Source organism: Glycomyces sp. NPDC047010 (genome assembly GCF_040644205.1).
Taxonomy (GTDB): domain Bacteria; phylum Actinomycetota; class Actinomycetes; order Mycobacteriales; family Micromonosporaceae; genus Glycomyces.
Genome location: NZ_JBEYVY010000005.1, coordinates 197,119 through 211,024, shown reverse-complemented (window position 1 = coordinate 211,024; position 13,906 = coordinate 197,119). Strand labels below are relative to the sequence as shown.

Here is a 13,906-nt window from a genome sequence, read left to right as displayed (position 1 = left end):
CGGGCCGCATGGACAAGGAGCTCAGACATGACCGACAGCAAGACCGGTAGCGACCTCGCGCGGCGGGTCATCGCCTCGCGGCGCGGGTTGATGTGCGGCCTGGCGGGGCTCGGGGCCGCAGGGGCCCTGGCCGCGTGCGGGACGGCGGAGTCGCCGTCCTCCGAATCGACCACCTCGGGCTCGGACGCGACGACCGGCGGATCGAGTGACGGAACGACCGGCGAGACGGGCGGCGACGCGATCGCGGCGACCGCGGACGTCCCGGAGGGCGGCGGGATCGTCGTCGACGACACCGTGCTCGTGCAGCCCTCCGCTGACGAGTTCCTCGCGTTCTCGGCCGTGTGCCCCCACATGGGCACCATCGTGAACCCGCCGGACGCCGCGGGGGACATCATCTGCCCCAACCACGGCTCCACGTTCTCCCTCGAAGGGGAGCTCGAGAAGGGGCCGGCCGAGACCGGGCTGACCCCGGTCGACATCACCGTCGAGGACGGCCAGATCTTCCTCGCCTAGGAGGGCGGGACGCAGCGGCCGGGAAGCGATCGCTTCCCGGCCGTTTCGCGTGCTGTGCCCTGGAGCAGGGCTCGCAAGCGTCGCCCTGTTGCCCTACGTCAGGGCGTCGGCCGCGGCCGGGTCCGAGTCGCGCAGGAACTGGGCGCAGCGCGCGGCCTCGTCGGCCTCGCCGATCGCGGCGGCGGCGCGGGACAGCTGGTGCAGGGACTTGAGGAACCCGCGGTTCGGCTTGTGCTCCCACGGGATCGGGCCGTGGCCCTTCCAACCGCTGCGGCGCAGCTGGTCGAGGCCCCGGTGGTACCCGGTGCGCGCGAAGGCGTAGGCGGTGACGTCGTCGCCCGACTCCAGGGCGTTCTTCGCCAGCCGCGCCCACGCGGCGCAGAACCACGGGAACTGGCGGACGGTGTCCTCGGGCGTGTGCTCGTCGAGGTACGTCCTGGCCTCGGTGTCCTCGGGCATCAGCGTCGCCGGAGGCTGTGACATCAGATTCTGCGGAGCCAAAGCGGGTCCTCACTCTAGGGTCGAGTCGCTCGTGAAAAGCAGTCAGACAAGCCTAACCCCGCCACGGGAGCGTCCTCCCGGTCCGGGTCGGCATCCTCCTCACGGGGCGCGCGGGGCGCCGTGAAGTGCACGGCCGCCGCGCCGAGCACGGCCGCGAGGACCGACGCGGCGAGGACGCCGATCTTCGCCTCGTACGCCAGGACCGGGTCGCCGCCGTAGAACGCGAGCTCGGCGATGAACAGGGCCACCGTGAACCCGATGCCCGCGACGGCGCCGATCGAGGCGAGCAGCGGCCAGGTGGTCCCCCGCGGCATCCGGCCCAGCCCCAGCTTCACGACGAGCCACGTCACGAGCGTGATCCCGACGGTCTTGCCGACGACGAGGCCCGCGATGATCCCGAGCGTCACCGTCGACCCGAACGCGGCCCCGACGAGGTCCGAGGACAGCGGGATACCGGCGTTGGCCAGCGCGAACAGCGGCAGGACCACGAATGAGGAGAACCGGTGGTTCTGGTGCTGGAGCCGCGCCGCGGGCGGCTGGGCGTCCCGGGTGAGCTTGACGAGGCGCTCGGTCTCCTCGACGGTGAGGCCGTCTTTGGCGAGCTCCTGGGCCTCGTCGTGGGCCACGGACGGGTCCAGGAGCGGCCGGGCGGCGATGATGAGGCCCATGACGACGCCCGCGATGGTCGCGTGGACCCCGGATTCGAGCATCGCGACCCACAGCATGACCCCGATGACCAGGTACACGGCCGGGGACCAGACGTTGAGCAGGCGCATGAGGACCGCGAGGGCGGTGAGCGCGGCGGCGGCGATGAGCCACTCGGGCGAGAGGTCGTCGGTGTAGAACACAGCGATCACGGCGATGGCGCCGAGGTCGTCGACGATCGCGAGGGTGAGCAGGAAGATCCGGGCCGCCGAGGGGATGCGGGAGCCGAACAGCGCGAGGACGCCGACGGCGAACGCGATGTCCGTGGCCATGGGGATGCCCCAGCCGTGCGCGCCCTCGCCGCCCGCGTTCAGCGCCGCGTAGATCAGCGCCGGGACGGCCATGCCGCCGACCGCGGCGGCGATCGGGGGGACGGCGTTGCGGGGGCTGGCGAGCTCCCCGGAGACGATCTCCTGCTTGATCTCCAGGCCCACGACGAAGAAGAACACGGCCATGAGGCCGTCGTTGATCCAGTCCTTGAGCGAGTGGTGGAGCTCGAAGTCCCCGAAGGAGAACGTGATGTCCAGGCCCCACACCGCCTCGTACGAGGCGGACCAGGGCGAGTTGGCCCAGAGCATCGCGGCGACGGCGCAGACGACGAGGACGACGCCCGCGGCGGGCTCGATCTTGAGGAACTCGGCCGCGGGGCGGCCGACGTACCGGGCGATGGGCCGCCGGGAGTAAAGGAACGCGGGGCGGTTCCTCCAGATGTCGGACTTCCAGGGCTCCTCGGGCGGTGTCATGCGCCAGAGCCTATCCGGGCGAAAGGGCCCGTACCACTCCTATGAGGACGCGGCGCGGCACTCGGGGCACAGGCCCCGGTAGGTGACGGCGGCGCTGGTGACGGTGAAGCCGTGGCGCTCGTCGCCGGGGAGCCACTCGATCGGGTCGGCGACGGCGTGGACGTCCTTCATGAGGCCGCAGCCGTCGCAGATGAGGTGGTGGTGGTCGTGGTCGGCGTTCGGGTCGTACCGCTTCGAGCGCCCCTGGAGGGACAGTTCGAGGACCTCGCCGAGGGCGACCATCTCGTTCAGGGTGTTGTAGACCGTGGCGCGGGACAGCTCGGGCATGCGCGCGACGGCGCGTTCGAGCACCTCGTCGGCCGTGAAGTGCACGTGGGAACCCTCAAGCGTCTCGGCGATGACGCGTCGCTGAGGGGTGATGCGCCAGTTGTGGCGCCGCAGTCGGGTTACCAGGTCGCTCATGCTGTTCTCTCAACGGTCAGGAAGTCGAACCCCACTCTAGCAGGACAAACGGGCCTCGCACCACTCATGCTGGACGGCTTCTCACTTTAGAGTAGGTCTAAGCGACTCGGAGCGGGCACGGCGGCGGCCCCCGGCGTTCCGCACGGGGGCCGCAGTGCACCGGGCTCAGTCCTCCAGGACCCGCCCGCACTCGCCGCATTCCGGCGGCTTCTGCCGCGGGACCTCCACGAACTCCTCGGCCACGATCCACAGCTTCCACCGGTCGTGCTCGCGGATCACCGTGATCGAGGTGATGTCGTCGCGGCCGGGCCGCTCCAGGCCCCACATGATGTCCAAGGGCTCCTTGTGCTTCGCGAGCTTCACCTCGCGGCCCTTCAGGTAGTACCCGGCCCGGGAGTACACCAGCTGCTCCTGCTCGCCGTGCTCCTTCGGCGCGGGCTCGCGGCTGCGGCCGTTGAGGAACGCGTGGTACTCGGTGTGCAGCTGGCGCGCGATCTGCTGGAGCGGCACCGACGAATACGCCTTGACCCACCGGTTGGGCGCCTGGTTCTTCCACTTGGTCAGCCGGGCGGAGATCTCCGCGTACGAGATCTTCTCCCCCTTCGCGCGCCACTCGCGCTGGAACACCGACAGCGACCAGTTGTACACGGCGCGAACCGCTTCGAGCGTCTCCTCAAGGTTCCCGAGCTGCTGGTCGTCGGGGTCGAACGTATACTCGTACCCGCGTTTCACCAAGTGGGTCATAGGCTTCGTCAAGTCCATGACCTGTTGATATCAGACGATTACGCACCGCCACGTGTTCCTCACCTCATCGGCGTGTCGGCTGACCGTGCGGCAAGTAACTTGGCCTGGTGCCCTTCGACATCGACCCCGGTCTGTTCGCCCTGCTCATCGTCGCGGCGGTGTTCGCCGGATGGGTCGACGCGGTCGTCGGCGGCGGCGGGCTGATCCAGCTCCCCGCGCTCCTGGTGGCGTTCCCCACAGCGCCGGTGCAGCTCATGCTGGGCACCAACAAGCTGGCGTCGGTGTGCGGGACGGTGACCTCCGCGATCACCTACTCCCGCAAGATCAAACTGGAGCACCGGCTGCTGTGGCCCACCGTCGGCCTCGCCCTCGTGGGCTCCGGCGCCGGGGCCGTCGCGGCCCTCGCGGTCTCCGCGACCGCCTTGAAGCCCATCATCATCGCCGTGCTCCTGGCGGTCCTGGTCCTGGTTATCGCCCGGCCGCAGCTCGGCCTGGAGCCGCAGCCGCGGCTGCGGACCCCGCTGCGCGCCGCCGCGCTCATGCTCACCGCCGGCGTCGCGGTCGCGTTCTACGACGGCATCATCGGCCCCGGCACCGGGATCTTCCTGTCGGTGGCGTTCACGACGATCGTCGGCTTCGACTACGTGTCGGCCGCGGCGCACACCAAGGTCGTCAACGCCGCCACCAACATCGGCGCGGTCGCCGTGTTCGCCCTCCAGGGCAACGTGTGGTGGCTCCTCGGCCTGGTCATGGGCCTCGGCTGCATGGCGGGCGCGTGGTTCGGGGCCCGCACGGCGATGGCGAAGGGCTCCCGGTTCGTGCGGATCGTCCTCGTGGTCGTGGTCCTCGCGCTCCTGGCCCGGCTCGGCTGGGACGTGTGGGCCGCGGCCCGCTAAGGGTTGATCGCGAGGAACAGGTACGCCGCGAGGAGCGCGAGGTGGACGCCGCCCTGGAGGCGGGTCGCGCGGCCCGGCACGATCGTGAGGACCGAGACGACGAGCGTCAGGCCCAGCAGCACGATCTGCGTCGACCCGAGCCCGAGCAGCAGCGGCCCGTCCATGAAGAACGAGGCGATCGCGATCGCCGGGATCGTCAGGCCGATCGAGGCCATCGCCGACCCGTAGCCGAGGTTGATGGAGGTCTGGATGCGCTCGCGGCGGGCCGCGCGGATCGCCGCGATCGACTCGGGCAGCAGCACCAGCAGCGCGATGGCGACACCGACGGAGGACGCCGGGAAGCCCGCGGCGTCGACGCCCGCCTTGATCGCCGGGGACTCCACCTTCGCGAGGCCGACGACGCCGACGAGCGCGATCATGAGCATCCCGAGGCTGAGCAGCGCGGTCTTCCCCGAGGGCGGGTCGGCGTGGGTCTCCTCGGTGACCGGGCCGGACTCGGTGATCGGGAGGAAGAAGTCGCGGTGGCGCACGGTCTGGGTGAACACGAACAGGCCGTACAGGACGATCGAGACGACCGCGGCGAACACCAGCTGCGACATCGAGTACTCGGGGCCGGGCGCGCTGGTGGTGAACGTCGGCAGGACCAGGCCGAGGACGGCGAGGGTCGCGACGGTGGCGAGGGCCGCGCCGGAGCCCTCGGGGTTGAACAGGGTCGTCCCGTACTTGAGGGCGCCCACGAGCAGGGAGATGCCGACGATGCCGTTGGTGGTGATCATGACCGCGGCGAACACGGTGTCGCGGGCGAGGGTGTCGGCGTCGTGGCCGCCGGAGGCCATGACGGTGAGGATGAGGGCGACCTCGATGACCGTGACCGCGACGGCGAGCACGAGGGAGCCGTAGGGTTCGCCGACGCGGTGGGCGACGACCTCGGCGTGGTGGACGGCGGCCAGGACCGTCGCCATGAGGGCGACGGCGGCGACGACGACGAGGGCGGTCTCCGACTCGCGGCCCCAGGTGAAGGCCAGGACGATGACGCCGACCACCGGCGCGATGACGGTCCAGGACAGTAGCGGGGATCGTTTCGCGGCGCTCATACGCGACATCCTGTCACGGGGCGGTCGCAGCGTCCCGGAGACCGCGGCGGGGCCATGCGCCATGACACACTCGTTCTGTCCCTTTTGCGTTGTGCGAAGCGGTGCAGGAGCACAGCACCGCTGAAGTGCGGGAGTCGCTAGAGTCGTCCCATGGCGAGCGAGTTCACACCTGAGTCCCCCTCGGACACCGTCTCGCGCCTGCGGGCGCACTTCGACACCGGCCGCACCAAACCGGTCCCGTGGCGCCTGGAGCAGCTCAAGGGCCTCGACCGGATGCTGCGGGAGGCCGGGGAGGAGCTCGCCGACGCGCTGCGCGCCGACCTCGGCAAGGCCGCGCCGGAGTCGTTCCTCGCCGAGATCGACTTCGTGTCCGCGGAGGTGCGGGCCCTGCGCAAGCACCTGCGGTCCTGGCTGCGGCCCAGGCGGGTCTACACGCCGCCGCACCTCCAGCCCGCGAAGGCGTACGTGCTGCGCGAGCCGCTCGGCGTCGTCACGGTCATCGGGCCGTTCAACTACCCGGTGCAGCTGCTGCTCGCGCCGCTCGCGGGCGCGCTCGCGTGCGGGAACGCCGTGGCCGTGAAGCCCTCGGAGGCGTCGGCGGCGACCGCGTCGGTGCTGGGCCGGCTCATCGGCGAGTACCTCGACCCCGAGGCCGTCGCGGTCGTGCAGGGCGGGGCGGCCGAGACGGCGGCGCTGCTCGCCGAGCGCGTCGACCACATCTTCTTCACCGGGTCGCCGCGCGTGGGCCGGATCGTCGCGAAGGCCGCCGCCGAGCACCTGACGCCGGTCACACTCGAACTGGGCGGGAAGAGCCCCGCGATCGTGGAGCCGGGCGCGGACCTGGCGACGGCGGCGCGGCGGATCGCCTGGGGCAAGTTCATGAACGCCGGGCAGACGTGCATCGCCCCCGACTACGTGCTCGCCGTCGGCGGCACCGGCCCGGAGCTGGAGAAGCACCTCGCCGAGGCGGTGCGGGAGATGTACGGGCACGCGCCCGCCGACAGCCCCGACTACGGGCGGATCATCGACGAGCGCGCGTTCGACCGCCTGGAGCGGTTCCTCGGCGAGGGCCGCCTCGTCGTCGGCGGCGGCCGCAACCGCTCCGACCGGTACATCGCGCCCACGGTCCTCGCCGACGTCTCGCCGGACGACGCGGTCATGGGCGAGGAGGTCTTCGGGCCGGTCCTGCCGGTGCTCGCCGTCGACACCCTGGACGAGGCGATCGCGTACGTCAACTCCGGCGAGAAGCCCTTGGCGCTGTACGCGTTCACGAACTCCGACGCGACCCGCCGGAAGCTCCTGACGCGGACCTCCTCGGGCGCGGTCGGGTTCAACATCCCCATGGCGCACATCGACGTCCCGGGCCTGCCGTTCGGCGGGGTCGGGAGCTCCGGGCTCGGCGCGTACCACGGAAAGCACTCGATCGAGGTGTTCTCCCACGCGAAGTCGGTGCTGGACAAGCCGCTCGCGCCCGACACGATGCGGGTCGTGTACCCGCCGTTCACGTCGCTCAAGGAGCAGGTGATGCGCCGCCTGCGCTAGACGCGAGGTGGGCGTTGACGCGCCCGAGGAGCGAGAACAGCTGCGCGCGTTCGGCTTCGCTGAGCGGGGCCATGATGCGGTCGTTGACGCCGTCGAGGACCGCCTCGATCTCGGCGAGCCGCGCGCGCCCCGCGTCGGTGATGGTGATCGTGTTGCGCCGCTTGTCGTCCGGGTCGGGGGCGCGCACGATCCAGCCGCCCTCGGACAGCTCGTTGAGGACGGCCACGAGGTCGGAGCGGTAGACGCGGGCCCGGTCGGCGAGCGCGGCCTGGCTGGCGGGCCCGGCCTCGTCGAGGACGGCGAGGACCACGAAGTGGGCCTTGGCCGCGCCGAGCGGCGCGAGCGCCTCGGAGGCGACGCGGCTGGCCTGCGCGCTCGTCATGCCCAGGAGCCGCGAGAGCTGGCGCCGCAGCCGCTTGGAGCCGCCGTCCCCGATCCGGTCGAACCGCAGTTCATCGCTGGTGTCCATGCGGAGAGCCTACCCTCTTGCGTTAGTCCCACTAACGATGTACATTCGTTAGCGACACAAACGTTAGTTTCACTAACGACTTGAAGGAGACCGCCATGACCGACACCGACACCCTGGTCCGCCGCCTCGCCGACCGCGCCGCGCTCGAAGACCTCGTCGCCCGCCACACCGTGTGGATCGACGAGGAGCGCTGGGACGAGACCGGCCGGATCTTCACCGAGGACGTGGCCGTCACGTCGCCGCGCGGGGAGGCCCGCGGCATCCCCGCGCTCGTCGCCCTGGTGAGCGGCGGCAACGGGTACGAGGCCACGCTGCACACCAAGGCGAACCTCGTGATCGACCTCGACGGGGACACCGCCTCGCTGCGCGCCAACGACATCGGCGTGTTCCTGAAGGAGGGGAACGAGGCGGCCGTGGCCGCCGGGACCCACCACTACACCGCCCGCCGCACCGGGGACGGGTGGCGCTTCGACGGGCTGCGGGTCGCGCCCTTCGCCCTGACCGGCGGCATCGCCCGCGCCCTCTGAACCCTTCCCCTGCAACCCTGAACGGACCCACTGTGAAGACCATCGACGTCCTCGACTCGCACCTCGCCTACACCGAGGCCGGCACCGGCGACCCAGTCGTCCTCCTGCACGGCAACCCGACCTCCTCGCACATCTGGCGGCACGTCGTGCCGCGCCTGGCCGAGCGCGCCCGAGTGCTCGCGCCGGACCTCGTCGGCATGGGCGCCTCCGGGAAGCCCGCGATCGCCTACGACTACGCCGACCACGCCGCGTACCTGGAGGCGTTCCTCGACGCCGTCGGCGCGGACCGCCCGGTGCTCGTCGGATACGACTGGGGCGGCTCGCTCGCCTTCGACTGGGCCGCAAGGCATCCCGACCGGGTGCGCGGCGTCTCGGTGATGGAGACGTTCCTGCGGCCGATGACCTGGGCCGAGTACCCGGCCGGGGCGGTGGAGTTCTTCCGGACACTCCGCACGCCCGGCGCGGGCGAGCGGATGGCCCTGGAGGAGAACTGGTTCATCGAGACCGCGCTGCGCGCCACGAACGGCGCCATCACGGACGCCGACCTCGCGGTGTACCGGCAGCCGTACCCCGACCCGGAGTCGCGGCGCCCGCTCCTGGCCTGGCCCAGGCAGATCCCGCTCGCCGAGGCCGACGGGGAGCCGTTCGCGCCTGCGGCGGTGGCGGCGCGCTTCGACGCGTACGGGGCGTGGCTCGCGTCCTCCCCGGAGGTCCCGAAGCAGCTGCTGACGGCGAGCCCGTACGGGCTCGGCTCGCCCGCGATGGTCGAGTGGGCGCGCGAGCACGCCGCGGCCCTCGAAGTCCGGAGCATCGGCGAGGCGGTCGGGCACCACGCGCCCGAGGACGCCCCGGAGGCGATCGCAGACGCGATCCTGGACCTGCTCGACAGGGTCGGGGTCGGAGCCGGGGACCTCGACGGGGCCGCCGCCGCGTGACGGCCCGCCGGAGACCGGACACGCGAAAACAGGCCCTGACCGGCGCGGAACGCCGGTCAGGGCCCATACCCCTCGAAGACAAGTCTGCGCAAAGGTTAGCACCCGTCTTGCGCGCGCTACCGCAGGGGATGCCTCTTCGATTCTTAACGCCCCCAAGGGAAAAGACTCCATACCGGAACGTCGTGAGTCTAATGGGGACTTCCAGTCCGGCGAGGGTGATTCGGGTTGCGGCGACCGGGTATGTACACGACCGGGGCGCATCGGTAACATTGCACCGATTGGGAGTGACAATCCATTCCTTTTAGGACGCAAGGACGCCCCATGCGACGAATGGTGCTCAACGCCGCCCTCGGCCGGTCCGCGAGGGTCCGCCGGGACCCTTCCGAGACGCTCGCGCTGTGGCGCAAGTGCATCCGCGAGGCCGTCGCCGCCGCGGACATCGAGCCGGACCTGCGCGACTGGGAGTTCATCGAGGACCTCGGGTTCCTCCTCCAGTGCTTCGCCGCGGTACCGGAGCTGACCCCGCTGGGCTGGACGCTCCAGCTCCGCGGGGCCGTGCAGCGCTTGGAGAACCGCTTGCGCGTCAAGTGGATCCACGCGCAGAACCCCCTGGTCGGCGCCGCGCCGGTCGAGCGGCCCGTGTTCATCGTGGGCCTCCCCCGCTCCGCCGCGGGCCTCGCCCAGCGCATCCTCGCCGCCGCCCCGGGCCACCGCGCCCCGCACCTGTGGGAGATGCAGCGCACCGGCATCGCCCGCGAGGACGCCGGCCGCGGGCGCACCGCTGTCGAGCGCCAGGTCGCGGCCATGCGCCGCCTCGCCCCCGGCTACGACGCCGTCCGCCCCCTGTGGGCCGACCGGCCCGAGGAGTCCTCCGCGGTCCTGTGGCGCACGTACTCGCCGCTCGCCAGCGCGCCGCTCCCGGAGTTCCGGGAGTGGGTCGCGCACGAGGACGTCACGGACGACTACGAGTACCTGAGGCTGGTGCTCCAGGTGCTCCAGTACGGCGCGCCGCCGCAGCGGTGGATCCTGCGGTTCTCCGGGGACGTGGCGCACCTGGACGTGGTCCGGCAGGTGTTCCCGGACGCGGTGTTCGTGTGGATGCACCGCGACCCGGTGGCGGCGGTGCCGTCGTTCTGCTCGGCGGTGGAGCGGCTGACCGCGCTGCACTGCAAGGAGGTCGACCCGCTGGTGATCGGGCGGACGTGGCTCCCGGCGCTCGCTGAGTCGATCGAGCGGGGCCGCAAGCTGCGGCGCTCGCTCCCGGAGGACGCGGTCGCGGACGTCAACTACCACCGGTTCACGGGCTACCCGCACGAGTTCGCGCCGCGCCTGTTCGAGCGCCTCGGCGCGCCTTGGACGGTGTCGGACCGCAACGGGCTCAACGCGATCCTGGACGAGCACCGGACGGGGCACGAGTACTCGATGGAGCGGTACGGCTTCGACAAGCGCGAGGTCGAGGCGGCGTTCGGCGACTACCGGGAGCTGGTGGCGGCGCTCCGCGGCTGAACCGGAGGGGCTTGGGCGGCAACGTGAAAGGGGAGCCCCGCTGGTGCGGGACTCCCCTGGTTCATTTCTTAACGCCGTTAAGCGATGGTGAACGAGTTCCAGCCCGTGCCGATCGCCTTCCGGGTCCCGGCGCCGTGGTTGCCGTTGCCCGGGTACAGGTACAGCGACCCGTCGGACTTGCGGCGGGCGAGCCAGTCGGCGTGGCCGTCGCGGTTGAAGTCGCCGACCCCGGTGATCTGGTCGTAGCCGCCCCAGCCGCAGGAGACCTTCGCGGCCGACTTCAGCGTCCCGTTCCCCTTGCCGCCGTAGAAGTACAGGCAGCCGTCGGAGGTGCGGAGCGCGAGGAGGTCGGCGTGGCCGTCGTGGTCGAGGTCGCCGACCGAGGCGATCTCGCTCATGGCCTTCCAGCCGGTGCCCATCTTGATGCGGGTCCCGAACTTGCCGTCGCCCTTGCCCGGGTAGAGCCACAGGACCCCGGTGGAGGTCTCGCGGGCGACCAGGTCGTCCTTGGCGTCCCCGGTGAGGTCGTGGCCGCCGGTGAGGACGTTCATGACGTTCCAGCCGCTTCCGGCGGTGATCGTGTCGTCGAACCCGGATTCGCCTTCGAGGCCGGTGGCGATGTACAGGCCGCCGGTGTACGAGCGGTACAGCAGGTCGGCGCGGCCGTCGGCGTTGTAGTCGCCGCCCGCGGAGGCGAGGGTGATGCCGTCGCAGTTGTCGCACATGTTCCAGCGGGTGCCGAGGCCGGAACCGGTGCCCCAGTAGAGGTACAGGTCCTTGTCGGACTTGCGCTGGGCGATGACGTCGCTGAACCCGTCGTAGTCGTAGTCGTACGTGCGGTCGAGCAGGGTCACGGGGAGGCGCATGGCGTTCCAGCCGGTGCCGACGGACGTGCCGGAGGAGCTGGCGGGCGACTCCGGGTCGAAGGTGCGCAGCACGAGCTGCCCGGTCCGGAGGTCGACCGACGCGATGTCGGGCGAGCTGTCGCGGGTCACGTCGCCGACGCCGACGACCTGCTCGTACCGGCGGGTGTAGAGCCAGTCGTACAGGGTCTGGTCGAGCTCGTAGACGTCGCCGGTCGACGAGTAGACGTAGTAGTACCCGTCGTAGTTCCAGCGGGTCAGGAACTCGTCGTAGCCGTCGTCGTTCAGGTCGCCGATCGAGGTGAGGACGTCCATGCCGTCCCACCACTCGCCTTCGAGCGCGCGGGCGCCGAACTTGCCGTTGCCGAGGCCCGGGTAGTAGTACAGGTTCCCGTCGGCGTACGAGGTCGCGTACAGGTCGGGGATGCCGTCGCCGTCGTAGTGGCCGACGGAGATCTGGCCCATCCGGTTCCAGCCGGTGCCGACGGTGATGCGCGAGCCGAAGCCGCCGTTCCCGTTGCCCGGGTAGGTGTAGAGCGTCCCGGTCTTGTCGTCGCGGGCGAGCAGGTCGGGCACGCCGTCGCCGGTGAGGTCCCCGGCCATGACGATGTCGAAGCCGCCCCAGCCGGTGCCGACCGAGACCGCGGAGCCGTAGGTCCCGGCGCTGGTGCCCTTGTACAGGCGCAGCGCCCCGTCGGACTTGCGGATCACGAGGAGGTCCTCGTAGTAGTCCCCGTTGTAGTCGTAGCGGGCTTCGTAGGCGTCGTTGTAGATGAGCGCGAAGTCGCTGCCCGGGGCGCCTTCGAACTCGCCGTCGTTGTAGACCGCGCCGATCTCGACCGCGCCCTGGTAGGCGGTGGTGTCGGTGAGCTTCACCGTGTAGGTGATGTACAGCCGCGACCTCGACCCGAACTCGTCGATGGCGCAGGCGAAGTCGAACCGCTCAAGGGCGGTGTCGGTCGCGGCGTGGAGCGCGGCGAGATCGCTCTGGTCGTAGCACTCCCAGGTGCCCGCGCCGTCGCTGTCGACCCCGACGAGCTCGACGCCCTCGGGCAGCTGGGCCCGGACCAGGTACGAGTTGCTCTCCGGGTCGAGGTCGGGGCCCGCGGCCGGGCCGTAGTTCTCGATCTCGGTGGTCACGGTGACGGTGTCGCCCACGGAGCCTTCGATGACGGTCTCGGAGACCTCAAGGTCGTAGGTGCGCTTCGCGCTGGTGAGGGTGATGCCGCCGGCGTAGTAGGCGATGGAGTCCTCGGCGCCGTCCCAGCCCGCGGCCGCGGAGACGAGGCTGAGATTCGTGCCGGTGGCCGGGACCCAGGAGAGGTCGTCGAACTCGTCGGCGAGGGTGCCCGCGTCGATCGTCTTCACGCTGTAGTCGCAGCCGCACACTTCGAGCGGGCCGACAATGGCGTTGGCGAACCGGTAGTTGACGGCCTTGCTGAGGGTCAGGAACTGGCCCTTGGCTTCGGCGAAGTCGGTGATGACGCATTCGAGGCCGGTCGCCGTGCCGCCCTCGTACGTGGTCCGGCAGTTGGCGTACCCGTCGACCGCTGTGGCGAGCCCCGCGGTGTTCAGGGCGCCCTCGTCGGGAGCCGGGTTGGTGAAGGTGACGACCACGGCCTCCGCGGTGGGAGCCAGGTCGAAGTCCTGGTAGACCACCGGGTTGACGCCGACGCTGCTACCGGAGGCGACATCGGTGACCGCGACGTCGCCGTGGGCGTACGGGTTGTGGACGTCGTACGTGGACAGCACGTCGACGGTCCCGGTGCGGGAGGCGACCTCGATGCCGTCGACGGTGACCGTCAGCGTGTAGGAGAAGGTCTCGTCGTCGGCGCTGGGGACGGCGGCGAGGTCGAAGCCGAAGGCCGTGTTCGCGTCGGCGGCGGCGTCGGTGCAGGCCGCCAGGTAGGCGGTGGAGACGTCGCAGGCGGCGTCGGTGGAGGTCAGCTCGATGACGTCGGCGCTGCCTTCGATCGCGAGCTCGGCGGCGACGGCGTGCGTCGCGTCGGCCGAGCCTTCGGCGGCGGTGTAGTCGACGGTGATCGACCCGGGGACGCTCTCTCCCGCGGTGACGGACCCGGCGATGCCGAGGTTCACGACCGGGTCGCCGACGATGCCGGGGACCTCTGCGAAGGCGGGGGTCGCGAATGCGGACGCGACGACGAACCCGGCCGCGGTCGCGGCGAGCAGGCGTATGCCGCTCCGCCCGACGAGGGGGGTCTGGGGGGTCATGGGGCTCCTTGTTCAATTGGGACAGAACTGAGGGGTGTGGACACCGGTGCGACCGGCGACGATTACACGCCGCCGCGCGGGAACCGGTTGCACCGGATCGAACACATGTTGGCAACGCGGCCGCAGGCGCCCGGAACGCGGGCGGTCCCGCCGCGGGCCCGACCGGCTACTATC

General features: G+C 71.0%; 13 protein-coding genes. 6 read left to right on the top strand and 7 right to left on the bottom strand.

The window, feature by feature from the left end; all coding sequences use genetic code 11:
- Positions 1-27 precede the first annotated feature (27 nt).
- Positions 28-513: a Rieske (2Fe-2S) protein gene (locus AB0A65_RS12335; protein WP_359950500.1), complete on the top strand. Its 486-nt coding sequence runs from the start codon at positions 28-30 to the stop codon at positions 511-513.
- A 93-nt stretch (positions 514-606) separates the two neighbouring features.
- Here the strand turns inward: AB0A65_RS12335 and AB0A65_RS12330 are convergent, their stop codons facing one another.
- The 4 genes from AB0A65_RS12330 to AB0A65_RS12315 form a co-directional block, all read right to left on the bottom strand.
- Complete coding sequence (locus tag AB0A65_RS12330; RefSeq protein WP_359950498.1) at positions 607-996, bottom strand: DUF3151 domain-containing protein; 390 nt, start codon at positions 994-996, stop codon at positions 607-609.
- Positions 997-1,028: 32 nt separating this feature from the next.
- Entirely contained in the window at positions 1,029-2,462 is a 1,434-nt protein-coding gene (gene nhaA, locus AB0A65_RS12325; RefSeq protein ID WP_359950496.1) for a Na+/H+ antiporter NhaA, read from the bottom strand.
- 39 nt (positions 2,463-2,501) lie between these two features.
- Positions 2,502-2,924 carry a Fur family transcriptional regulator gene (locus tag AB0A65_RS12320; RefSeq protein ID WP_359950494.1) on the bottom strand — a complete coding sequence of 141 codons (423 nt, stop codon included), beginning with the start codon at positions 2,922-2,924 and terminating at the stop codon, positions 2,502-2,504.
- Between the two features lie 165 nt (positions 2,925-3,089).
- Positions 3,090-3,686, bottom strand: coding sequence for a helix-turn-helix domain-containing protein (locus tag AB0A65_RS12315; protein ID WP_359950492.1), 597 nt, complete (start codon positions 3,684-3,686; stop codon positions 3,090-3,092).
- Between the two features lie 101 nt (positions 3,687-3,787).
- On the opposite strand from AB0A65_RS12315, the gene AB0A65_RS12310 reads away from it, so the two are divergent.
- Positions 3,788-4,564, top strand: coding sequence for a TSUP family transporter (locus AB0A65_RS12310; protein ID WP_359950830.1), 777 nt, complete (start codon positions 3,788-3,790; stop codon positions 4,562-4,564).
- On the opposite strand, the gene AB0A65_RS12305 is transcribed toward AB0A65_RS12310, so the two are convergent.
- On the bottom strand, positions 4,561-5,658 hold the full coding sequence (locus AB0A65_RS12305) for an ionic transporter y4hA (protein ID WP_359950490.1): 1,098 nt from the start codon (positions 5,656-5,658) through the stop codon (positions 4,561-4,563). The genes AB0A65_RS12310 and AB0A65_RS12305 overlap by 4 nt on opposite strands.
- Before the next feature lie 150 nt (positions 5,659-5,808).
- On the opposite strand from AB0A65_RS12305, the gene AB0A65_RS12300 reads away from it, so the two are divergent.
- The gene (locus AB0A65_RS12300) at positions 5,809-7,200 is read left to right on the top strand and encodes an aldehyde dehydrogenase family protein (RefSeq protein WP_359950488.1); all 1,392 of its coding nucleotides are present in this window, start codon (positions 5,809-5,811) and stop codon (positions 7,198-7,200) included.
- Here AB0A65_RS12300 and AB0A65_RS12295 read toward each other — a convergent pair.
- Complete coding sequence (locus tag AB0A65_RS12295) at positions 7,169-7,669, bottom strand: MarR family transcriptional regulator (RefSeq protein ID WP_359950486.1); 501 nt, start codon at positions 7,667-7,669, stop codon at positions 7,169-7,171. The two genes, AB0A65_RS12300 and AB0A65_RS12295, sit on opposite strands and share 32 nt — an antisense overlap.
- Positions 7,670-7,764: 95 nt before the next feature.
- On the opposite strand from AB0A65_RS12295, the gene AB0A65_RS12290 reads away from it, so the two are divergent.
- From AB0A65_RS12290 to AB0A65_RS12280, 3 genes are all read left to right on the top strand, one after another.
- The gene (locus AB0A65_RS12290) at positions 7,765-8,196 is read left to right on the top strand and encodes a nuclear transport factor 2 family protein (protein ID WP_359950484.1); all 432 of its coding nucleotides are present in this window, start codon (positions 7,765-7,767) and stop codon (positions 8,194-8,196) included.
- 32 nt (positions 8,197-8,228) lie between these two features.
- Positions 8,229-9,131 carry a haloalkane dehalogenase gene (locus AB0A65_RS12285; RefSeq protein WP_359950482.1) on the top strand — a complete coding sequence of 301 codons (903 nt, stop codon included), beginning with the start codon at positions 8,229-8,231 and terminating at the stop codon, positions 9,129-9,131.
- Between the two features lie 321 nt (positions 9,132-9,452).
- The gene (locus AB0A65_RS12280) at positions 9,453-10,637 is read left to right on the top strand and encodes a sulfotransferase (protein WP_359950480.1); all 1,185 of its coding nucleotides are present in this window, start codon (positions 9,453-9,455) and stop codon (positions 10,635-10,637) included.
- 77 nt (positions 10,638-10,714) lie between these two features.
- On the opposite strand, the gene AB0A65_RS12275 is transcribed toward AB0A65_RS12280, so the two are convergent.
- On the bottom strand, positions 10,715-13,732 hold the full coding sequence (locus AB0A65_RS12275; RefSeq protein ID WP_359950478.1) for a VCBS repeat-containing protein: 3,018 nt from the start codon (positions 13,730-13,732) through the stop codon (positions 10,715-10,717).
- Between the last annotated feature and the right edge of the window lie 174 nt (positions 13,733-13,906).

What these genes read in the sequence shown, in the direction of transcription:
- AB0A65_RS12335 (WP_359950500.1), top strand. Translation starts at nt 28, where the DNA reads ATGACCGACAGCAAGACCGGTAGCGACCTCGCGCGGCGGGTCATCGCC.
- AB0A65_RS12330 (WP_359950498.1), bottom strand. Translation starts at nt 996, where the DNA reads ATGTCACAGCCTCCGGCGACGCTGATGCCCGAGGACACCGAGGCCAGG.
- nhaA (WP_359950496.1), bottom strand. Translation starts at nt 2,462, where the DNA reads ATGACACCGCCCGAGGAGCCCTGGAAGTCCGACATCTGGAGGAACCGC.
- AB0A65_RS12320 (WP_359950494.1), bottom strand. Translation starts at nt 2,924, where the DNA reads ATGAGCGACCTGGTAACCCGACTGCGGCGCCACAACTGGCGCATCACC.
- AB0A65_RS12315 (WP_359950492.1), bottom strand. Translation starts at nt 3,686, where the DNA reads ATGGACTTGACGAAGCCTATGACCCACTTGGTGAAACGCGGGTACGAG.
- AB0A65_RS12305 (WP_359950490.1), bottom strand. Translation starts at nt 5,658, where the DNA reads ATGAGCGCCGCGAAACGATCCCCGCTACTGTCCTGGACCGTCATCGCG.
- AB0A65_RS12300 (WP_359950488.1), top strand. Translation starts at nt 5,809, where the DNA reads ATGGCGAGCGAGTTCACACCTGAGTCCCCCTCGGACACCGTCTCGCGC.
- AB0A65_RS12295 (WP_359950486.1), bottom strand. Translation starts at nt 7,669, where the DNA reads ATGGACACCAGCGATGAACTGCGGTTCGACCGGATCGGGGACGGCGGC.
- AB0A65_RS12290 (WP_359950484.1), top strand. Translation starts at nt 7,765, where the DNA reads ATGACCGACACCGACACCCTGGTCCGCCGCCTCGCCGACCGCGCCGCG.
- AB0A65_RS12280 (WP_359950480.1), top strand. Translation starts at nt 9,453, where the DNA reads ATGCGACGAATGGTGCTCAACGCCGCCCTCGGCCGGTCCGCGAGGGTC.
- AB0A65_RS12275 (WP_359950478.1), bottom strand. Translation starts at nt 13,732, where the DNA reads ATGACCCCCCAGACCCCCCTCGTCGGGCGGAGCGGCATACGCCTGCTC.